Source organism: Actinoplanes sp. NPDC019969, from assembly GCF_055562375.1.
This window is the reverse complement of the sequence record NZ_JBVHFK010000011.1, coordinates 270,765-291,561: the sequence shown is the minus strand read 5'-3', so window position 1 is coordinate 291,561 and position 20,797 is coordinate 270,765. Positions and strand designations below refer to the sequence as shown.

At 71.3% G+C, this 20,797-nt stretch carries 17 protein-coding genes; 12 read left to right on the top strand and 5 right to left on the bottom strand.

All coding sequences use genetic code 11. The features are described from left to right. Positions 1–134 precede the first annotated feature (134 nt). Positions 135–743, top strand: coding sequence for a hypothetical protein (locus ACZ3II_RS31105; protein WP_465521920.1), 609 nt, complete (start codon positions 135–137; stop codon positions 741–743). Here the strand turns inward: ACZ3II_RS31105 and ACZ3II_RS31100 are convergent. Beyond that, positions 722–2,212, bottom strand: a complete 1,491-nt coding sequence (locus tag ACZ3II_RS31100; RefSeq protein WP_465521918.1) for a hypothetical protein — start codon at positions 2,210–2,212, stop codon at positions 722–724. The genes ACZ3II_RS31105 and ACZ3II_RS31100 overlap by 22 nt on opposite strands. A gap of 86 nt (positions 2,213–2,298) precedes the next feature. Between ACZ3II_RS31100 and ACZ3II_RS31095 the strand changes: the two genes are divergently transcribed. The 3 genes from ACZ3II_RS31095 (at position 2,299) to ACZ3II_RS31085 (ending at position 7,131) form a co-directional block, all read left to right on the top strand. Beyond that, positions 2,299–3,450, top strand: coding sequence for a HAMP domain-containing sensor histidine kinase (locus tag ACZ3II_RS31095; RefSeq protein WP_465521916.1), 1,152 nt, complete (start codon positions 2,299–2,301; stop codon positions 3,448–3,450). Then, positions 3,447–4,103, top strand: a complete 657-nt coding sequence (locus ACZ3II_RS31090) for a response regulator transcription factor (RefSeq protein ID WP_465521914.1) — start codon at positions 3,447–3,449, stop codon at positions 4,101–4,103. The genes ACZ3II_RS31095 and ACZ3II_RS31090 overlap by 4 nt, the downstream gene beginning before the upstream one ends. A gap of 112 nt (positions 4,104–4,215) precedes the next feature. Continuing rightward, positions 4,216–7,131 (top strand): M36 family metallopeptidase, encoded by a 2,916-nt coding sequence (locus ACZ3II_RS31085; protein WP_465521912.1) that lies wholly within the window; start codon positions 4,216–4,218, stop codon positions 7,129–7,131. Between the two features lie 179 nt (positions 7,132–7,310). Here ACZ3II_RS31085 and ACZ3II_RS31080 read toward each other — a convergent pair whose 3' ends face one another. Beyond that, complete coding sequence (locus tag ACZ3II_RS31080; protein ID WP_465521910.1) at positions 7,311–10,037, bottom strand: serine/threonine-protein kinase; 2,727 nt, start codon at positions 10,035–10,037, stop codon at positions 7,311–7,313. A gap of 75 nt (positions 10,038–10,112) precedes the next feature. On the opposite strand from ACZ3II_RS31080, the gene ACZ3II_RS31075 reads away from it, so the two are divergent. From ACZ3II_RS31075 to ACZ3II_RS31065, 3 genes are all read left to right on the top strand, one after another. Next, complete coding sequence (locus ACZ3II_RS31075; protein WP_465521908.1) at positions 10,113–10,523, top strand: RidA family protein; 411 nt, start codon at positions 10,113–10,115, stop codon at positions 10,521–10,523. 105 nt (positions 10,524–10,628) lie between these two features. Then, positions 10,629–11,243: a dihydrofolate reductase family protein gene (locus ACZ3II_RS31070; protein WP_465521906.1), complete on the top strand. Its 615-nt coding sequence runs from the start codon at positions 10,629–10,631 to the stop codon at positions 11,241–11,243. Positions 11,244–11,308: 65 nt separating this feature from the next. Further along, entirely contained in the window at positions 11,309–12,049 is a 741-nt protein-coding gene (locus tag ACZ3II_RS31065; RefSeq protein ID WP_465521904.1) for an RlpA-like double-psi beta-barrel domain-containing protein, read from the top strand. A 246-nt stretch (positions 12,050–12,295) separates the two neighbouring features. Here the strand turns inward: ACZ3II_RS31065 and ACZ3II_RS31060 are convergent, their stop codons facing one another. Next, on the bottom strand, positions 12,296–13,342 hold the full coding sequence (locus ACZ3II_RS31060; protein ID WP_465521902.1) for a hypothetical protein: 1,047 nt from the start codon (positions 13,340–13,342) through the stop codon (positions 12,296–12,298). Positions 13,343–13,535: 193 nt separating this feature from the next. Between ACZ3II_RS31060 and ACZ3II_RS31055 the strand changes: the two genes are divergently transcribed. Next, positions 13,536–14,369 carry a PfkB family carbohydrate kinase gene (locus ACZ3II_RS31055; protein ID WP_465521900.1) on the top strand — a complete coding sequence of 278 codons (834 nt, stop codon included), beginning with the start codon at positions 13,536–13,538 and terminating at the stop codon, positions 14,367–14,369. Between the two features lie 55 nt (positions 14,370–14,424). On the opposite strand, the gene ctaD is transcribed toward ACZ3II_RS31055, so the two are convergent. After that, positions 14,425–16,197: an aa3-type cytochrome oxidase subunit I gene (ctaD, locus tag ACZ3II_RS31050; RefSeq protein WP_465521898.1), complete on the bottom strand. Its 1,773-nt coding sequence runs from the start codon at positions 16,195–16,197 to the stop codon at positions 14,425–14,427. Positions 16,198–16,354: 157 nt separating this feature from the next. On the opposite strand from ctaD, the gene ACZ3II_RS31045 reads away from it, so the two are divergent. From ACZ3II_RS31045 to ACZ3II_RS31035, 3 genes are all read left to right on the top strand, one after another. Then, positions 16,355–16,603, top strand: a complete 249-nt coding sequence (locus ACZ3II_RS31045; RefSeq protein WP_465521896.1) for a DUF3040 domain-containing protein — start codon at positions 16,355–16,357, stop codon at positions 16,601–16,603. 32 nt (positions 16,604–16,635) lie between these two features. Further along, positions 16,636–16,785 (top strand): response regulator transcription factor, encoded by a 150-nt coding sequence (locus ACZ3II_RS31040; RefSeq protein WP_465522074.1) that lies wholly within the window; start codon positions 16,636–16,638, stop codon positions 16,783–16,785. 217 nt (positions 16,786–17,002) lie between these two features. Further along, a complete protein-coding gene (locus ACZ3II_RS31035; protein ID WP_465521894.1) occupies positions 17,003–18,181 on the top strand; it encodes an endonuclease in 1,179 nt (392 codons plus the stop codon). A gap of 3 nt (positions 18,182–18,184) precedes the next feature. Here ACZ3II_RS31035 and ACZ3II_RS31030 read toward each other — a convergent pair whose 3' ends face one another. Further along, positions 18,185–18,496 carry a hypothetical protein gene (locus tag ACZ3II_RS31030; protein ID WP_465521892.1) on the bottom strand — a complete coding sequence of 104 codons (312 nt, stop codon included), beginning with the start codon at positions 18,494–18,496 and terminating at the stop codon, positions 18,185–18,187. A 166-nt stretch (positions 18,497–18,662) separates the two neighbouring features. On the opposite strand from ACZ3II_RS31030, the gene ACZ3II_RS31025 reads away from it, so the two are divergent. Further along, positions 18,663–20,795: a transglycosylase domain-containing protein gene (locus tag ACZ3II_RS31025; protein WP_465521890.1), complete on the top strand. Its 2,133-nt coding sequence runs from the start codon at positions 18,663–18,665 to the stop codon at positions 20,793–20,795. Positions 20,796–20,797 lie beyond the last annotated feature (2 nt).

Genomic DNA, 20,797 nt, shown 5'->3' with positions numbered 1-20,797 from the left:
CGGGCTCCGCGACGTGTCACCGGCCCCGCGGCGCCCCGGGGGTAGCTGCGTACCGGCTCTGCGTGGCTCCACTGATGTGACCTCCGCTGTCCGGGCCGAGCATCGTCATACCGACTTCTCGGAGGTGACCGACGATGTACGCCAGACTGCAGACCGCCCTCACCCGTCCCGCGACCGACGACCCGGACAAGCTCATCCGCCGGCTGACCGAAACGATCTCCGCCCATCCCGGGTTCGCCGGACTCGCCCTGCTCGAACGCGACGACGGCGCAGGCACCCTGCTCACCCTGTGGCGGACCCGGGAGGACGCCGATCTGGCCCCGGAACGGACCCGTGCCGTCGCCGGTCCCCGGCCGACCGCCCTGCTGGCCGACGACATCTACGAGGTCGACTCCGAACTCGCCGGGGCGGCAGCCGGCGAACCGCCCGCCGCCGCGCTCGTCGGCTACTTCGACGGGCCGTTGAGCCAGGAACGGATCGCCGCTGCCCGCCGTCGTGGCGAACGCAGCATCTATCCCGTATTGCGGCAGCTGCCGGGCCTGGTCCGGTCGCTGGTGCTGTGGGACGCTGCCCGCCTCGGTTTCGCCGTGATCCACCTGGTCACGGCGGCGGAGGTGGTGCCGCGGATCGGTGCGACCGTCACCACCGTGCCGCTGGCCGAGGACGACGATCCCGCCCTGCTGATCGGCCCTTCCCGTGTCGAACCGCATCGTGTCCTCGCCTACGAACCCGGTGTCGGCTGACGGCTCGTCCTCGACAGCGGACCGCCCGTATCTTCACTGCGGGCGGTGCCGCGGCCGGCGGGGTGGGCGGCTGCGAGGCGCAGGAAGACGGCGACCCAGGCGCTGAGCACCAGCAGGCCCGCCCACCACGGCAGCGGGTAGTAGCCCGCCGACGGCGCATAGTGCGCGGTCACCTGCGGATATTCGCGGGCGACCTGCTCGGCGGCGAACGCCGCGGCCGGGGTGACCCGCAACAGCCACTGGGACAGCGGATCCGGCAGCAGTGGCAGCGCCGTGACCACATGGGGCACCGCGACCAGCAGCACCGCGGCGCCGGCGGCCGCCCACGCCCGGCGCCACCGGGCCGCGATCAGAAAGGCCAGGACGGCGCAGAGCGCCAGCGCCACCGCGATGCCGACCGTCATCCGGACGCCGGTGAGCAGAGGCAGCCGCTCCAGCGGGACGTCCCTGCTCGCGGCGATCGCCGCGCTGACCGGCAGGACGGTCCCGACGGCCGCCAGCCCGGTGACGAAGGCGGCAGCCGCGACCGTGCCGGCCCGGCGCCGGGACCACCCGCCCGCGCCGTAACGCGCGCCGATCAGGAGCACGACGATCAGCGCCACCACGAGCCCGGACAGCCACTGGTCGGCGCGCCACGGCGCGTCGTCGCCGACCGGGCCGATGTCACCGGTCCCGCTGACCCGGATGACGCCGCCGGTCTGCACGGCGCCTGAGGGGTTGTGGAACTTCTCCCAGCCGGTGTGATTCATCGCGCCGACGGAGTCGCTCGCCCAGCCGCTGCCACCACCCTCGACGGTGACGTTGTCGAACACGCCCACGGCCTGGGTGAAGCGGACCTGCGGGAGCACCCCGCCCAGGGCCACCTCGCGCAGCGTCAGGTCACCGGGTGAAGCGGCGAAGAGGCCGACCTGGACGATCTCGGGCAGGCCGTCGAGCCGGGCCGTGCCCACCGTGGTCCACTGTGCGCCGTCGGCCGACTCGGCGCCGGTGAGGGTGTCGCCGGAACGGGTCAGCCGCAACCAGCGTGGGGACTCCGCGGAGACGCCACCGGGCCGGCCGGCGACGTCATGGCGATAGTCGTGCTGGAACCGGACGCCGTGGCCGCCGGTCATCATCAGCGCGGCATAGCGCGAGCCCTCCCGCAGGCCGTCCTTGACGATGATGCCGGACTTGGCCCACGGGACCAGGCCCGGAACGATCTGATCATGCCCGGGCGGGGGATAGGTGATGGTCCCGGTCATCGAGGTCATCCGGGCCGTGATGCTGCCCTGCGGGCCGAGATCGCGGTGCAGGAACCAGAAACGGTCGCCGACGCTGCCGCCGTCGGCGGCCACCGGGACGGTGGGACAGGCGCCGGGACACTCGACGCGCATGCCGAGAGCGGCCAGGACGCCGGCCGCGACCACGGCCAGGACAGCGGTGGCGAGCGCGGCGATCCGGCCCGGCCGGAGGAAATCGGTATCGAACATGGCGAGAGTTCTACGGACCGGCGCCTAACACCGGCCGAACCGGCGCTGTCATACCGGTGTTAGGCCGGGCCGGGCATGCTGGGGCGATGTTGCGGTCGCGTCCTCGCACCGTGGGCACCCGGATCACGTTCCTCTATGCCGGCGTGTTCCTCGCCTCCGGTGCCGTGTTGCTGGTCATCACCTTCGCCCTGTCCGGCTTCGGCCAGACCGTCTCCACACCGGCCCACGCGCCACAGACGATCGCGGAGGCTCAGGAGCGTCTCGCCGTGCTCCAGCAGCAGATCGTCCAGGTGCAGGCCGAGCAGTCCGACCGCGCGATGTATGTGTTCGTTTCCGCGCTGATCGTGATGGCCCTGTTCTCCATCGTCCTCGGCCGGCTCATGGCCGGGCACGCGCTGGCGCCGCTGCGCCTGATCACCGAGGTCACCCGGCGGATCTCCGCCGACAACCTCGACCGGCGCCTCGGGATCGAGGCGCCGCACGACGAGGTCAAGGATCTGGCCGACACGATCGACGGTCTGCTGGCGCGGCTCGAGGCGTCGTTCACCGCCCAGCGCCGGTTCGTGGCCAACGCCTCCCACGAGCTGCGCACCCCGCTCGCCACGATGCGCGCCGCGCTGGATGTGGCGAGCGCCAAACCGGAGCCCGCCGCGTCGACGCTGGCGCTGGCCGCCCGCCTGCGCGCCCAGCTGGACCGGGTCGACCATCTGATCGACGGGCTGCTCGTGCTCGCCCGCGCCCAGCACGGCAGACCGGCCGACAGCTCCGGGGTGGACCTCGCGGAGCTGGTCGCCATCGCGCTGCGGGACAGAGCCGCCGGCCTCCGGTCCGGGCGGCTCACGGTGACGCTCGACGTGCCCGGCGGTGTCATGGCCTGGGGCAGCCCCACCCTGCTGGCCCGGCTGGTGGACAACCTCGTCGACAACGCGGTCACCCACAACCGGCCCGACGGCTGGATCAGGATCACCGCCAGGCCCGCCGGCCGGTCCACCGAGCTGGCCGTCGAGACCGGTGGCCGGCTCTTCGACCCGGCGGAGGTCGCTCGGCTGGGCCGGCCCTTCGAGCGGCTCGGCGGCGACCGGGTCGGCTCGTCCGGCTTGGGACTGTCCATCGTGTCCGCCGTCGTGACCGCCCATCAGGGCCGGCTGGAGTTCACCGCGCTGCCCGCCGGCGGCTTGCGGGTGCTGGCCGTCCTCCCGGCGGCGAGTGCCGGTGGAGAGGGAGACCCGCGGACATGAGGATCCTCGTCGTGGAGGACGACCACGCTCTCGCCGAGGTGGTCGTGGAAGGGCTGACCGACGCGGGGATGGCCGTCGACGCGGCCCATGACGGTCTGGTCGCGGTGGAGAAACTCGACCTGACACCCTACGACGTGGTGGTGCTCGACCGGGACCTGCCGGGCCTGCACGGTGACACCCTCTGCCAGATGCTCACCGAGCGGGAGGGGCGGCCGATGGTCCTGATGCTCACGGCCGCCGGCGAGCCCGGCGACCGGGTCAGCGGTCTCACCCTGGGCGCCGACGACTACCTCGCCAAACCCTTCCACTTCCCGGAGCTGATCCTGCGGATCCGCGCCCTGGCCCGCCGCAAACCGGATGTCCGGCCGCGCACGTTGCGCGCCGCCGGGATCGAGCTGGATCCGCTGCGCCGGACGGTCGTGCGGGACGGCCGGCCGGTTCCCGTCTCGGTCAAGGAATTCGCCGTGCTGGAGGCGCTGCTGCGGGCCAGTCCCGGGTTCCTCAGCGCCGAGACGCTGCTCGACAACGTGTGGGACGAGAACGCCGACCGGTTCACCAACACCGTCACGGTGACGGTCGGCCGGCTGCGCCGGAAACTCGGCGAGCCACCGGTCATCACGACGATGCCGAACGTGGGCTACCGCATCGGCTGACGGTCTGGATAGACGCGATTCGATTTTGTGACCGTTTGGCCCATGCCGCCGGACCGCATCGATGTTGTCGGATGCGAAGAGACCGGTAACGACCGTCCATTAAGGAGGTACCGTGCGCACACCATCCCGTGCGTTGGCGGGCACCACCACAGCACTGGTAGCAGCCGTGCTCGTGCTCGCCCCAGGATCCGGCGGCCTCGCGGCGCCAGGCGCCCCGGCCCAGGCCGGACCAGCGAAGGTGCAGGGCGACCACGACCACGCCGAGACCGTCGACAACCGCAAGGGCAAGGTGGCGCCGACCTCGGCACAGCGCACCCTCGCCGCGGAGGCCAGCGCCTCCGCCCGGTGGAACATCTTCGGCACCCCCGCCAGCCTCACCGCGACGAGCGTCGCCGAGCCGCTGGCCACCGGCCTGCCCGCCGAGCCCGTCGCCGCGGCCCGGGCGTACGTCGCCGGCCACCGCGACGTCCTCGGCATCACCGCGGCCGCCGCCGAATCCCTCGAGGTCCTCACCACCCAGAAGGTCGGCGAGGGCGCCATCGTGCTGCTGCGGCAGAAGTTCGGCGAGCTCGAGGCCGGGCGGGACGGCCTGCTCTCGGTCGGGATCCGCGGCGGCAAGGCGTGGTATGTGAGCTCGTCGCTCGCCCGCGACGCCGCCACCCCGCAGCCGGCCACCCTGACCGCCGCCGACGCCGAGCGCATCGCCGCCGCCGACGCGGGCATCACCACGCCGACCGTGCTCGGCACGAAACTCGTCGCCGTCCCGACGCCCGACCAGGGCGCGCGGGCCGCGTACCAGGTCGCCTTCGGCACCGCGCTGAACAGCGCCGACCCGCTGGCCTACACCACCTGGGTCGACGCCCGTGACGGCAAGGTCCTGGTCCGCGACAACATCGTCGACCACGACTCCGACAACCCCGAGTGGGACGTCTTCCCGAACTCGCCGCGCACCGACTACTCCACGAAGGACACCCGTCAGCGCTGGTGCTGGCAGCGGGCCCGGGGCTGCGACGAGACCGTGGCCGGCCCGGCGTCCCCGCAGGCCTGGGACATCGACCCGGCCACCGGCACGCCGTCGTTCACCACCAAGGGCAACAACGCGTTCGCGGTGCACAACTGGTACTCCAACGACCCGTACACGGTCGGCACCGAGCTGGCGACACCGCGCCCCAACCGCGACTACACGTACCCGTGGACGAACCAGTGGCACGAGGAGAAGTGCGCCCCGACGACCTTCGACTCGCCCGCCCGTAACGACATCGACGCGGCCCGGGCCAACCTGTTCGTGCAGCACAACCGGATGCACGACTGGTCGTACCTGCTCGGCTTCACCGAGGCCACCTGGAACATGGAAGGCGACGGCGGCGACCCGGAGCAGGGCAACGCGCAGGCCGGCGGCGTCAGCGGCGGCCCGCCGGACTTCCTGGCCCGCAACAACGCCAACCAGATCACCCCGCCGGACGGCCAGGCGCCGATCACCAACATGTACCTGTGGCAGCCGATCGCCGGCGCCTTCTACGCCCCGTGCGTCGACGGCGACTACGACATGTCGGTCATCGGTCACGAGTACACCCACGCCATCACCAACCGGATGATCGCCGGGCCGGAAGCCGGCCTCAGCTCCCCGCAGGGCATGAGCGAGAGCTGGTCCGACCTGCTCGCCACGGAATACCTGGCCGAGCACGGCTACGCCCCCAAGGGCGCCCGCGGCTTCACCGTCGGCGAATACGTCACCAGCGACCCGGTCGCCGGTATCCGCAACTACAACATGAGCAACAACCGGCTCAACTACAGCTCGGTCGACTACGACTTCGTCGGGCTGCAGGTCCACGCCTCCGGTGAGGTGTGGAGCGCCACCAACTACGACATCCGCGCGGCGTTCATCAAGCGCTACGGCTACGGCTCGGACGCCCTGCAGAAGGCCTGCGCCACCGGGAAGAAGCCGGTCACCTCGTGCCCCGGCAACCGGCGGTGGATCCAGCTGGTCTTCGACTCGTTCCTGCTGATGGCCAACAGCGCCAACAGCCAGGTCGACGCCCGGGACGCGCTGATCGGCGCCGACCTGGTCCGGTTCGGCGGCGCCAACCAGGACATCCTGTGGAACGCGTTCGCCAAGCGCGGCCTGGGCCAGGGCGCGGCCAGCATCGGAGCCGGCGACGCCGACCCGACGCCGAGCTTCAGCTCGCCGTACGCCAAGGAGGCGACGGTCGCCTTCCGCCCGGTCGACGAGAAGGGCAAGCCCGTCGCCGGCGCGAAGCTGTACGTGGGCGACTACCAGGCGCGGGCCGTCGCGGTCGCCGACACCGACCCGGCCACCGCCCTGCCCGACACGGTCAGCCTGGTGCCCGGCTCGTATGCGTTCGTCGCGCAGGCTCCCGGCTACGGCCACGCCCGTGTGTCGCCGCAGTCGTTCCGGTCCGGTGGCAAGGACCGTCTCGTCGTGCGGCTGCCGCGCAACATCGCCTCGGCGACCAGCGGCGCGGCCGTCAGCGGCGACGGTGTCAACCTGACCAAGCTGATCGACGACGACGAGGCGACCAACTGGGCGTCGCTGGGCAGTGCCGTCGCCGGCAAGGGTGTCACCGTCGACCTGTCGGGCGAGGCCCAGCGGGTGCGCCGGGTCCAGGTCAGCGCCATGTTGCGCCCGGCCATCACCGGCGACATCGACGCCGGCGGGCAGAACCGGTACACGGCCCTGCGTCAGTTCCGGGTCTCCGCCTGCACGACCACGGCCGCCGTCACGTGCTCGGCCCCGGCTGACTTCCGGACGGTCTACACCAGCCGCCCGGACGCCTTCCCGGCGGTCGCCCCGCGGCCCCGCGCCCCGCAGTTGCTCGTGAAGTCCTTCGACATCCCGGACGTCACGGCCACGCACCTGCGGATCGAGGCGGTCACCAACCAGTGCACCGGCGCGCCCGACTACGCCGGTGAGCAGGATCAGGACCCGCGCGCCAACACGGACTGTGCCACGGCCAGCCCGCAGGCGCTGAACGTCCGGATCGCCGAGTTCCAGGCCTTCACCCGATAACCACGACGGCGGTGAGCGGGCTTGCCGGCCTGCTCACCGCCGTCACTACTTCCCGAACCCTCCCGGGGTACGAACGGAGGGCATCCCGTTCCGACACCATCACCAGGGCCGGCCGGTCGTTCTCGCGGATGAGGGATCCGGAGGGGAGTGCGGCCGGAAGGACCCGGGGAACGATGCCGTCAACAGCGGCTGCGGTTGTCGGTGAGGGTCCGGGACAGCCGGGCGGCCTCGGCGGAGAGACGGGTCCGGGTGGGGCCGGCGGTCAGGGTGGCCAGTGCGGGGATGTCGTCGGTGGCGTTCGTGGCGCTGGCAGCGGATTCGGCCAGCAGGAGCAGGTCGGGAGTGCCGACGGGCGGTTTCGGGGCGGCCAGGACCGTGGGCAGCAGGACCCGCAGGATGGCCCAGACCTCGCTGGCGGCGCCGGCCTGCAGAAGCGTGGTGAGGGATGCGGTGACGCGTTTCAGGACCAGCGTCCGGCAGGCGTGCAGGGCGCCGAGTTCCTGGCCGGTGAGGGCGGCGTCGATCTCGCCGCGAGCGGTGAGGTCGAGGAACGTGTCGACGGCGGCGAGACGGCCGTCGGGCCGGGCCGCGTTCAAACCGTAGGCCAGGCACAAGGCCATCGCCGGGCCGAACGGGCCGTCACAGGCGGCCAGGGCCGGCAGCAACCCGAGTGCGCCGGCGGCGCCCTTGGTGTCCGACGCCCACGCCAGGAACGGCTGGACGTGGGCGGCCGCGATCTCCCGGTGACTCGGGAACATCAACAGCCAGCCCGCCGTCGGGCGCGCCGGGTGAGGAGCCCAGATGCGCTGCCAGGCCTCGTCGGCGGGCTGTTCGAGCAGGCGCGGCTCGACCGTCAGATGGTGGTCGGCGGACTCGAAGGCCACGGTCCGGCGGCCCGGCGACCCGGAGCACCAACAGGACGCCCGGTTGGTGTGCTCGCAGTGCCGCGTGGGCGTGAGCGTCTCGACCTTCGGGTCGGGCAGGCCGCCGGTCTCCAGGAAGGCAGCGAAGGCACGACCGGCCGGAGACGTCAGGCGGGCCGCTGACGCCCGCACCTCGGGCGCGATCGTGCGCGGCAGGCGCAGCAGGGCCTGGGACAGGTCGAACGGGCCGGGCTCGCCGCCCTCGCTCAACAGGCGCAGCACGCGTGCCGGGTCGACGTGACCGTCCACGGTGGCCGGAGTGGCGAGCAGGGCGGCCGGAGGGGTCTCGCACATCTGGCGGGACAATTCGGCCAACCGCCTGACGAGCATCCAGAACGGGGGCGGGAACACCCGCTGCCACGAGGCCGGTTCCCACGGGTCGTCGCGGCGGTCGGCGACCGCGCGGAGCAGCCCGACGAAGGGATCCGACCAGTACTCCGGGATGACGGGACGCAACGCGGCTGCCAGCGCGGGCCGGTCCTCGGCCGCGAACCGGACCAGGCCGTCCAGGATCAACTCGACCCGGATCGGATCGTCCTCGCTGTACAGCCGGTGCTTGATCTCGGCGATCAGCTCCGGGATCGACCCGATCGCCGCGGGCATCGGCGCAGCCACGACCGCCACGGGCGGGGCAGCGGCCGGCGAAGAGGCAGCGACGCCGGCGGCCGCCACGGGCGGGGCAGCGGCCAGCGAAGAAGCTGCGACGCCGGCGACCGGGAAGACGCCGGGTACGGGAGGGGTGCCGGCGGGTGACGGCCGATCGGCCGGGTCGGTGCGCGCGGCGGCGTTGCCGAGGGCGGCGTCGGCCTGGCGGCGCAGGTCGCCGTGCAGGGCGGTGACGGCCTCGGCCAGCAGGGTGTGCCCGGCCGGGCCGCAGTGCGGAAGATGGGTGACGGCGAGTTTCAGAGCGTGTTCGGCCAAATCGGTGGCGGGGTTGGCGAGGCCGGTCAGCAGCGCCTCGAACAATGCCGGATCCTGGCTGCGGGTCAGGGCGGCGTCCAGCCAGTCGAGCTGCGCGCGGACCAGTTTCTTCTCCGTGCGCGGCAGCACGGTGCAGGCGGCCTCGGCCACCGTCTCGACCTCCAGCAGGCCCGCGTCGTCGGCCCGGCGGAGCCCGCGCATGGCCAGGTCGGCGACTGTCGGGTCGGGACTGGACAGCATGCCCGCATACTCCCCGCGGCGGGCGGCGAACTCGCCGGCGGCCGGATCGAGCAGGCGGTGCAGCACCACGATCCGGCGGATGGCGGCCTGCCGGTCGCCGGTCTGCAGGCGCAGCGCGCAGCCGTCGAGCAGCGACTGCCGGTCCAGGAAGCCCTCGGCGGCGAGGGTGGCCAGCGCTTTCGTCCACTCCTCGTCGAGCTGCTGACCCAGCAGCGGGATGGTGAACAGGTGCGGCAGCACCGCGGTGGTGTGCGGGTCGGCGCGCAGCAGGCCGGCCAGATCGGTGCGGTAGCGGTCGGCGCCCACCTCGCTGATCCATCCGCGCAGCACGGCCTCGGTCGCCGGGGCCGGCAGCTCGGCGGCGGCCAGCAGCCGGCCGACCAGCACCCACTGCTGGTTGACCTGGGCGGGCCGGAGCCGCTCGGCCAGCGACCGGGCGACCGCGGCCAGCGACGGCCTGCCCGGCGCCTGCAGCACCCGGACCACGGCGTCGGCCGCCGCCGGGGTCGCCACCGACTCGAACCGGTTGGACCGCAGCCACGACACGATGTCGGCGGCCCGCGGCAGGCAGGCCACCCCGGCGATGCGCAGCGCCGCCCCGCGGGCGGCCCGGAAAGCCCAGTGCTGCCGGGTCGCGGCCCACTGGTCGCGGCGCCACTCCTCGGCGTCGGGGAAGGAGGGGGTGTCGCGCCGCAGCTCGATGCCCTTGACCTGCCGGGCCAGGGCACGCCGGGACGGCTCGTCGAGGCTCAGCAGGGCACTCTCGACCCGGCCAGTGTCACCGGCACGGATCCACGTCTCCAACTCCGGGAAGCTCACCATGCCGCGAACCGTAGCGGCACCCCCCGACAAAATCGGCCGCCGGAAATCGGTGGCGGTGGTTGGGAGAATGCCGGGGTGATCGATCGTCTCAACCCGCCGACCGTGCACGAGCCGGCCGGATACAGTCATGTCACCATCTCGTCTGCCGGCCGGCTCGCGCATCTGGCCGGGCAGTGCCCGCTCGACCTCTCCGGCGAGGTCGTCGGCGAGCCGGGCGATTTCGCCGCCCAGACCGGTCAGGTGATCGCCAACTGCCTCGCGGTGCTGGCGGCCGCCGGCGCGACGCCCGCCGACGTGGTCCGGTCGGTCGTCTACGTGGTCAGCCCGGACAGCCAGGTCCTGGCCACGGTGTGGCGTCAGCTGGAGGCGTCGCCGCTGGCCCCGGCATTCACCACGGCGAGCACGCTCCTCGGCGTGGCGTCCCTCGGCTACCAGGGGCAGCTCGTCGAGATCGACCTGACGGCAGCGCTGGAGGAAAGTTCGTGACCGGCCTGACGGCAGCGCTGGAAGAAAGTTCGTGACGGCCCGATGAGTTCGCGGGGCCGGGCCGGTCTACCCGCCGTAAGCACCTGACACGAAGGGAACGTCACCATGGCGAAGGTCGTCTCCACACTGTTCATCTCTGCCGACGGGGTTGCCGAGATCGACCCGGACTGGCACTTCCCCTACTTCGACGAGAACATGGGCCGCGCGGTCACCGAGGACTACGAGACGGCGGACGTTCTGCTGCTGGGCCGGGAGACCTACGACAGTTTCGCGGGCGCGTGGCCGGAGCGGGAAGCGGGCGGCGGGGAGGACGCGCCGTTCGCCAAGCAGCTCGGCGACATCCGCAAGGTCGTCGCGTCGCGGCAGGACCTGACGTTCACCTGGCGCAACTCGGAGCTGATCCAGGGCGAGCTGGCCGGTGCGGTGACCGCGCTCAAGGCGGACCCGTCGGTGAAGGGCATCCTGATCCCGGGTTCGATCTCGGTGGTGCAGCAGCTGCTCGCGGCGGGGCTGGTCGACGAGCTGCGGCTGCTCGTGCACCCGGTGGCGGCGCGCAAGGGCCGGAAGCTGTTCGACGACGGTGCCACGCCGTACCACCTGAAGGTGACGGCGACCGAGGCGTTCCCGACCGGCGTGATCCGGGTGATCTACGCGCCCGCCGAGGCGCCGGCGCCGGCCGGCAACGACGACGTGACGGACCAGGTTCCCGAGGGCCGATAGGCGTCCGGTGCCGATCGGCCCGGAAACCGGCACGCGTGGCCGCTGCCTCGTCGCATGCTCTACGGGTGTGTGCTCGCCGGATACTCGCCGTCGCCGTGATCGCCGCCGTCGCCGCGGGCGGGTGCGGCACGGCTCCGGAGGTGACGCCGTCGCCCCGGTCGCCGTCGCCGGCGGTGCTGACGTCGTCCGAGGCGCCGGTCGTCCCCACACCGGCGGCGTCACCGAGCGAGCTGAAACCGACCGCGCTCAACCCGACCGGTTCGAGCCCGGCCGCGCGGGTCAGCGACGGCTGGGAGATCACGGTCTACTACACGGCGGTCGAGCGGTTCCACGACGGCGATCCGCTTGCGGTCACCGGCTGCACGAGCCTGAGTTGTACGTCGGACGACGAGGATCTGGGCGAGTTCCCGGAGGACTTCGTCGCCGCGGTTCGCGATGAGGGCACCGGGCTGACCCGGTCCGGCCGTTACCTCAACTGGTCGTACGACGTCGGCTTCTGGCTGGACTCGGCGCCGCGGGCCAGTGACGGCGGTGTGCTCGTGCCGTTCGTGTCGGCCGCCGCCGACACCGGCGTGCTGCCGCCCGGGACCGCGTTCACGATCGGGGACTGCGGCCGGCCGGAGGACGTGACAACGGCGGTGTGCGCCCGGCTGCGGGCCGCGTCCTGGCGGATCAGCGACGAGTTCACCCCGGGCCTCGGCGGCGCCCGGCACATCGACGCCTACATCGGCCCGGAGACGGGGCCCGGCTTCACCGATTCCGAGTGGTACACGACCCTCACCGGCGCCCGCCTGCTTCTCGGCTGAGATCACCCGGGCGGTGAACAGGCCGGATGCGGTCCGGTGCGGTGTCCACGAACATTCAGCGGGCCGGGTGTTGCGGACCGCCGGCCTGCGCCGTGCGACGAGGCGAGGGTGGGCATCGTCCCCGCCGTACGGGCCGGCAGGGACCGGCCCGGAGCTGACGAACCTCCCGGGAGCCGACGGCGGTCAGCGGCCGGCCCCGGGACATGCGAGAACCATGGGACGTGCGGCGCCGAGGGCGCGGCAGGGCTACACCGGGGTGACCGCGACGGCGGGCGTGCCGGGCGGAGTGGCCGGATGGGCCGGCATCGTGCCGATCTCGACGGTGATCCCGGTGTCCGTGGCCCGGCTCGGGCCGGGCTGCCGGGCGAGGTCGTTGTACGCCGCCAGCGCCTCGTTGCCGGGCACCTCGTCGTAGCCACCCTGCGGATCGAGCACCTCCCTGCCGTGCATCAACGGTTTCCCGGTGTGCCGCCGGTCCAGCTGGAACCAGCGGCGCCTGCCGGTCCCGGTGATCGGTGTGCCGCTGGTGCCCTCGGTGTTCCACCAGATCCAGCCGAGGAAGGCCCAGCCGGTGGCGCCCGGGTTCCAGCCGGACACCTCGTGGTGCACGTCCCGCAGGAAGGCGGCACGGGCGCTGCCGTCGTGGTCCCACGCCGGCTGGATCGCGCCGAGCTCGGCGAGGATTCGCGGCCTCCGGTCGGCGGGGTCGAACCGGTACGCCCGGATCTTCTGCAGCCAGGTGGCCGCGCGCGGGTAGCTGGTGAAGACGGTGCCGGCGTTGCCCGGCGCCCACGAGTTGACGTACGCGTCCACGCCGTAGAAGTCGCCGGTCCCCGGGTCCCACTCGTGGTAGCCGCGGCCGGCGTGGTTCTCGGTCCACTGTTTGGTCATCACCGGCCCGCAGCGGATCCGCGAGCGTACCGGCGGCGGCAGCGTGTTCACCATGGCCAGCAGGGCGTTGAAGTTCTTCTTGAACCGGGCCGGGGTGAGCGTGCCGCCGCCCGGCAGGGTGTCGCCCTCCGGCTCGTGACGATCGGTCAGGTAGAGCTGGCGTACCCACGGCTCCATGGTGAGCAGCAGGGTCCGTAACTGGCCCAGCCTCGCCGGATCGCCGTCGATCTTGGTGGAGACGAACGGGATCGCGCCGACCGCCCGGCAGTACTGGTATCGCTGGTCCGTCCAGGAGGGCGGGAGCCCGTCGGAGTTGGGGAAGATCCGGAAGATGTCGTTCCCGGCCAGCTTCGGCTGCCAGTGCGAGATCTCGTCCTTGCTGAAGGTCGTCCCGATGAGCATGGTGTTCACCTCCGGGCGGTTTCTGTCGAACCGCCGCGTCGTCGGTGTAGCGGACGCTCTCATCGTGGGTTGAGCTGCGGGAATGCAAGGTTCAAACCCGTTTTATTACGCTTAAGGTGAACGCCGGGATGTTTGAGATCGGCGAACGGGTGCTCGCGGTTGGCGAAGGGCCGGGCAGGGGTACGCAGAACGCGTGACCCAACGCGACGTGGTGGTGGTCGGGCAACTGGCCCGGGATGTGGTGCTCGGTATCGACGAGCTGCCGGAGGCGGGAACCTCGGGCGACGTGACGCAGCGACGCGAGACCCTCGGCGGCAAAGGCGCGAATCAGGCCGTCGCCGTCGCGCAGCTGGGCCTGCCGGTGAGCCTGGTGGCGGTGGCCGGCGACGACGTGATCGGTGATCAGCTGCTCGCCCAGGCGGCCGCCGACGGCATCGACGTGACGCACGTGGTCCGCCGCTCCGGTGCGCTCTCTGGCTTGATCGTGGAGGTTCTGGAGTCCGGCGGGAAGTGGCGCTACCTGCAGCATCTGCCGGAGGAGGTGCTGCTCACGGTTGCCGACGTGGAGGCGGCGAGCGAGGCGCTGGCGTCGGCCGGCGCGGTGCTCGTGCAGCTGCAGCAGCCCCCGGCGGCCGCGCTGGCCGCCGCCCGGATCGCCCGTGCCGGGAACGGCCTGGTCGTGCTGGACGGCGTCGCCGACCGGGAGATCATCGCGCTGGCCGACGTGGTCCGGGCCGACGAGAACGAGGCGAAGCAGATCGGCGACGCCTGGGAGCTGCTGTCGGCGGGGCCGCGGCTGGTGGCCTTCGGCGTGCCGGACGGCGACCGGTTCGTGTGGGAGGACGGTGACCTGACGATCCCGCATCCGGAGAACCGGGCCGTCGACACGACGGGAGCGGGTGACGCGTTCACCGCCGCCCTGGCCGTGGCCTTGCTGAACGGGGAAGCCCCGGAGGCGGCGGCCCGCCGGGCCGTGGAGGCGGCTGGAAAGACGGTGAGCCGCCTCGGAGGACGGCCGCGCTTGTGAGAACGGGCGGCCGGTGAAGACGCTGGGCCGCCCCGAGGGGCGGCCCAGGCTCCCGCTACTTCTTTTTCTTCTTCCGATCGCGGTCCGAGGCGATGTCCTCCGAGTAGGTGGCGCCGCCGTCGGACTCCTTGCGCAGCGGGCGGGCGCCTCCCTCCGGCGGTCCGGCCAGCGACTGCTCACCGGCCGCCAGCGCCGGGAACTTCAGGTCGAAGGCGGGCCGCTCGGAGCGGATCCGCGGCATGCGGTCGAAGTTGCGCAGCGGCGGCGGGCTGGTGGTGGCCCATTCGAGGGAGTTGCCGTGGCCCCACGGGTCGTTCACGGTGACGACCCTGCCGACCTTGTACGACTTCCACACGTTGTAGACGAACGGCAGCGTGGCGATGCCGAGGATGAACGAGCCGACCGTGGAGAACGTGTTGAGGAACGTGAAGCCGTCGGACTCCAGGTAGTCGGCGTACCGCCGGGGCATGCCCTTGGTGCCGAGCCAGTGCTGGACCAGGAACGTGCCGTGGAAGCCGATCATCGTGAGCCAGAAGTGGATCTTCGCGAGGCGTTCGTCGAGCATCCGCCCGTACATCTTCGGGAACCAGTAGTAGATGCCGGAGAACACGGCGAACACGATCGTGCCGAAGAGCACGTAGTGGAAGTGCGCGATCACGAAGTACGAGTCGGAGACGTGGAAGTCGATCGGCGGGGCGGCGAGCAGGACCCCGGACAGGCCACCGAACAGGAACGTGACCATGAAGCCGACCGCCCACAGCATCGGCGACTCGAAGCTGATCTGGCCACGCCACATGGTGCCGATCCAGACGAAGAACTTCATGCCGGTGGGTACGGCGATCAGGAAGCTCAGGAAGCTGAAGAACGGCAGCAGCACCTGCCCGGTGGCGAACATGTGGTGCGCCCACACGCTCATCGACAGCGCGCCGATCAGCAGGGTGGCCGCGACCAGGCCCTTGTAACCGAACACTGGCTTGCGGCTGAACACCGGGACGACCTCGGTGATGATGCCGAAGAACGGGAGCGCGATGACGTACACCTCGGGGTGGCCGAAGAACCAGAAGAGGTGCTGCCACAGCATCGGCCCGCCGGTGTCCACGTCGAAGACGTGCGCCCCGAGCACCCGGTCGGCGGCGAGGGCGAACAGCGCGGCCGCCAGGAACGGGAAGATCAGGATCACCAGAAGGCTGGTGACCAGCATGTTCCAGGTGAGGATCGGCATCCGGAACATGGTCATGCCGGGCGCGCGCAGGGTCAGGATCGTGGTGATCAGGTTGACCGCGCCGAGGATGGAACCGAGACCACCGATGGCCAGGCCGACGACCCAGGCGTTGCCGCCGATGCCGGGGGAGTGCAGGCTGTTGCTCAGCGGCGTGTAGGCGAACCAGCCGAAGTCGGCCGCGCCGCCCGGCGTGATGAAACCGCTCATCGCGGTGAGCGTGCCGAACAGGTACAGCCAGTACGCGAAGGCGTTGAGCCGCGGGAACGCCACGTCCGGCGCGCCGATCTGGATCGGCACGACGTAGTTGGCGAACGCGAACACGATCGGGGTGGCGAAGAACAGCAGCATCGCCGTGCCGTGCATGGTGAACAGCTGGTTGAACTGCTCCGGCGACAGCATCTGCATCCCGGGGCGGGCCAGCTCGGCGCGCATGAGCAGGGCCATGACGCCGCCGACCATGTAGAACACGATCGACGTGATCATGTACATGATCCCGATCTGCTTCGCGTCGGTGGTACGCAGGATCCGGGCCAGTGCCGAACCTTTCACCTGCCGGCGGACCGGATGTGGCCGGACCGGGGTCGGCCTGGGGGCGACGGTGGTCATGCGCTCAAGCACCTCAGCTTCACATATGGAGAACTCCTGCTCACACTCCGTTATAGGCTTCTACCGCAGTAATCAGTGCCAGATCAGCGCATCAGCCGCATTTCTCTTCCCCGGGCGCGCCCGGGAGGCGACGCATGCTCACGAAAGGGCGGGGCGCATGCTGGAGGAGAGGCACCGCCGGGCGCTCGCGGACATCGAGCAGCGGCTGGCCGCCGAGGACCCCGATTTCGTACGCCGTATGCAGGGCGACCGCCCGATCCCGGTGATCCCGTTCCTGTGCCTGACGGGTTTCCTGGTGCTGCCGTTCGTGGCCATGTTCCTGGGCCCGACCGCCGCCCTGATCCTCGCCGACGTGGTCGCGGTGTCCGTGGTGGCCCTGCTGGCCTACCGCCATCTGCGCGACTAGGAAGGCCCGCGCGACGGAGAAGGCCCGCGCGACTGACCAACCGGCAGATCGGGGAGCGGCTGTTCCTGTCCCACCGGACGGCCGGCTCACATCTCTACCGCATCTACCCGAAACTGGGGGTGACCCGGCGCGCCCAGCTCGCCGGGTCCCTCGACGAGCGTGTGGACTTCGGGCGCCCATAGCGGCCGAAACCCACACGCGGGCGTGGTCGGCGACCTGCTCCCAGCCCGGCTCGCCGCAGGTCCAGTGCGAGCGCTCCGGGAACTCGAAGTACTCCGTTCGTGCGGACCATGCAGAACGGGCGGCAGATGTTTACGCATATGACCCTCTTGAGATGGGCCGCGCGCCTAGATTTCTGCTGACACTTGTCTATACAGCCGCACTGCGAATGGAGCCCCCATGTCCGTTCCGGCACGACAACGGCGCCTGCTGGCGCTGACCATCCCCGCCCTCGCCGGCCTGCTGGCCGGGTTCGTCGCCGTGCTCACCGCGTCACCGGCGACGGCCGCCACGGCCCTGACGGTCGCGCAGGCGATCAGTGGCCAGAGCGGCGGCAGCGGCACCGTCACCGGCTACGTCGTCGGCGAGCCGACCGCCACGAGCACCGTCCGGTTCAGCGGGTTCACCGGTGACACCGCGATCGCGCTCGCCGACAGCAGGACCGAGACCGGTACGAGCAAGATGCTGTACGTGCAGGTCACCAGCGCGTACCGGTCGTCGTTCGGGCTGCTCACCAACCCGGCGCTGCTCGGCCGGCAGGTGACCGTCACCGGGACGCTCACGGCGTACTTCACGCACGCGGGTCTCAAATCGCCGACCGCGATGACCCTGGGAACCGCCGCGACCACCTCGCCGACCGCCACCGTCACGCCCACCGCGACCGGTGGGACCGGCGCCTACTACGCGGCCGCCGCCGGCAAGTCTGGGGCGAACCTCAAGTCGGCGCTGCACGGCATCATCACGACCGGGGACACCGCCATCTCGTACGACGCCGTCTGGAACGCCCTCAAGGTCACCGACCAGGACCCGGCGAACTCGGCGAACGTCATCCTGCTCTACTCCGGGATCAGCCGGTCCAAGTCGCTGAACGGCGGCGCGAGCGGCAACTGGAACCGCGAGCACGTCTGGCCGCAGTCGCACGGCGACTTCGGGACCGCCACCGGCCCCGGCACCGACCTGCACCACCTGCGCCCCGAGGACGTCACGGTGAACGCGCTGCGCGGGAACCTGGACTTCGACAAGGGCGGCAGCGCGGTCTCCGGCGCCTCCGGCAACTACGCCGACGGCGACTCATGGGAGCCCCGGAACGCGGTCAAGGGCGACGTCGCCCGGATGATCTTCTACATGGCCGTCCGCTACGAGGGTGACGACTCCTGGCCGAACCTGGAGGCCAACAACACGACGGGCAACGGCGCGAACCCGTACGTCGGGAAGCTCTCCACCCTGCTGACCTGGCACGCCCAGGACCCGCCGGACACCTTCGAGAAGAACCGCAACCAGGTGATCTACGCGTCCTATCAGCGCAACCGCAACCCGTTCATCGACCACCCGGAGTGGGCCGCGTCGATCTTCGGCTGATGGTCAGGCGCCGGCCGCGGTGAGGGCTTCGTCCCGGGTGGAGCCGAAGTGCAGGGGCAGGAAACGGCCCTCCTCGTCGCGGCCGCAGCGGACCAGGCCGCCCGGGGCGGCGCCGCCGCGCGGTGGATCCCACGTGACCAGTGGGGAGAAGCGGGCGTCGGCGCCGGTCGCGGCGGCCGCGTCGGCGATCTTCTCGGCGGCGGCGACCTCCGGCAGCGGCCGGTCCGACATCCAGCCGAAGACCCGGCCGACGCGAACGTCGCGGCCGTCGCGGGCCGCGCACCACAGCGGGTACGCCTGTGAAATGACCGCCACCGGACACCTCCCGTGTCTACCCCGTCATTGTCCGGCAACGGGGCAGGTCAGCGGGCCGGTATCGGGCAGCCGCCCGGCCGGGGACGGGAAACCCGTTTTGGTTACCGCGTGTGACGGATTTCGCTTACCCTGCATGGCGCCGATCCGGCTGGGTAGCTTGGTGCGGGTGACTGTCGGCAACACCTCTCCCGAGCCCCGGCCCCGTAGGTTCCGAAGCGCCGCCGTACTCGTCGTATGCGGCTTCTTCGCTGCTCTGGCGGTCGCGGCCGCCTCGTTCCCGGCGGTGGCGATAGCCGGCCTGGCCGCGAAAGCGGGCGCCGAGGAGCTGGGGGAGATGCCGCCCGAGCTGATCACGCAGTCGTCGCCGCAGGTGTCGCGGATCTACGCCTCCGACGGCAAGACCCCGATCGCGATCATGTACGACGAGTTCCGCAGCGACGTGCCGCTCACCAAGATCTCGCAGAACATGCAGGACGCGATCGTGGCCGCCGAGGACCACAAGTTCTACGAGCACAACGGCGTCGACCTGAAGGGTGTGGCCCGCGCGTTCGTCAGCAACAACCAGGGCGGCAGCAAGCAGGGCGCCTCGACGCTGACCATGCAGTACGTGCGCATGGCCCTCGCCTACTCGGCGACCGACCCGCAGTCGGTGGTGGACGCGACCAAGGACACGGTCGAGCGCAAGGTCACCGAGATGAAGTACGCGATCCAGGTCGAGAAGGATCTCACCAAGCAGCAGATCCTGGAGCGCTACCTGAACATGGCCCCGTTCGGCAACGGCGCCTACGGCATCAACGCCGCCAGCCAGGTCTACTTCTCCAAGCGGCCGGCCGACCTGACCGTCGCCGAGGCCGCGCTGCTGGCCGGCATGGTGAAGGCGCCGACCGCGTTCGACCCGACCACCGCCACCGGATACCCGCAGGCGCTGGCCCGGCGCGACTACATCGTCACCAACATGCTCGACATGAACCTGATCACCGCGGCCGAGGCGGCGACGGCGAAGAAGGTGGCGCTGCCGAAGAAGACGAAACGGCCGAGCAGCGGCTGCGTCTCGGTGACCAAGAACCACTGGGGCTTCTTCTGCGACTACTTCTACCGGTGGTGGCTGAGCCAGGACGCCTTCGGCGCGACGACGTACGACCGCGAGCGCGTCCTCAAGGAGGGCGGCTACCGGATCGTCACCACCCTGGACATCACGGCGCAGGCGTCGGCCCGTGCGGAGATCAGCGACCGTCAGGACGACGACGACCCGAACGCGCTGATGTTGGCCGCGGTCCAGCCGGGCACCGGGGCGGTGCGTGCGCTCGCCACCAACCGCAAGTTCCGGATCGACGACGAGGCGCATCCGCAGAACGAGCTGTCGTCCAACCCCGACCTGGCCGAGAAGGGGATCCGCGGCACCTACCCGAACACCACGAACCCGATCATCACCGGCAGCTCCGGCGTCCCCGGCTACCAGGCCGGGTCGGTGTTCAAGATGTTCACCATGGTCGCGGCCCTGGAAGCCGGGATGGACCTGGACACCACGATCAACTCGTCGGCGAAGTACAAGTCCGGCTACCTGGACTCCGGACCGGAGTCCTGCGGCGGCTACTACTGCCCGAGCAACGCGTCGGCGAGCGAAGCCGGGAACTTCACCATGTGGACGGCGTTCGGCAAGTCGGTCAACACGTACTTCGTGCCGCTGCAGGAGCAGGTCGGCGCGGAGAAGGTGGTCGACGTGGCGAAACGGTTCGGCATCCAGTTCCGGTCCAGCGACGACGCCCAGCGCGCCGCCGACAAGGAGGCCGCGCACGAGTGGGGCGCGTTCACGCTCGGGGTCTCCGCGTCGACGCCGCTGGACATCGCGAACGCGTACGCCACCCTCGCCGCCGACGGCATGTACTGCAAGGCCACCCCGATCCAGCAGATCACCACCGCCGACGGCAAGAAGGTCGACGCCGGGCAGCCGTCGTGCACCCGCGCCACCACCAAGGAGGCGGCGCGCAAGGCGCTCGACGCGGCCCGCTGCCCGGTCGGCGACTCCGCGCAGCTCGGCAACTGCGCGGGCGCGACCGCGCCGCAGGTCCGGGACGTGGTCGGGCACCCGGTGTTCGGCAAGACCGGCACCACCGACAACGACAAGACGGCGGCCCTGGTGGTCGGGACCCGGTCGCTGGTGGTCGCGGGCTACCTGGCGAACCCGGACTGGGCCGGGCACCGGGACCGGATGTCGCACGGGATCGTCAACCCCGCGGTGTACGAGACCCTCGCCGACTACATGGACGGCAAGGAAGTGCAGGAGTTCCCAACTCCCTGACG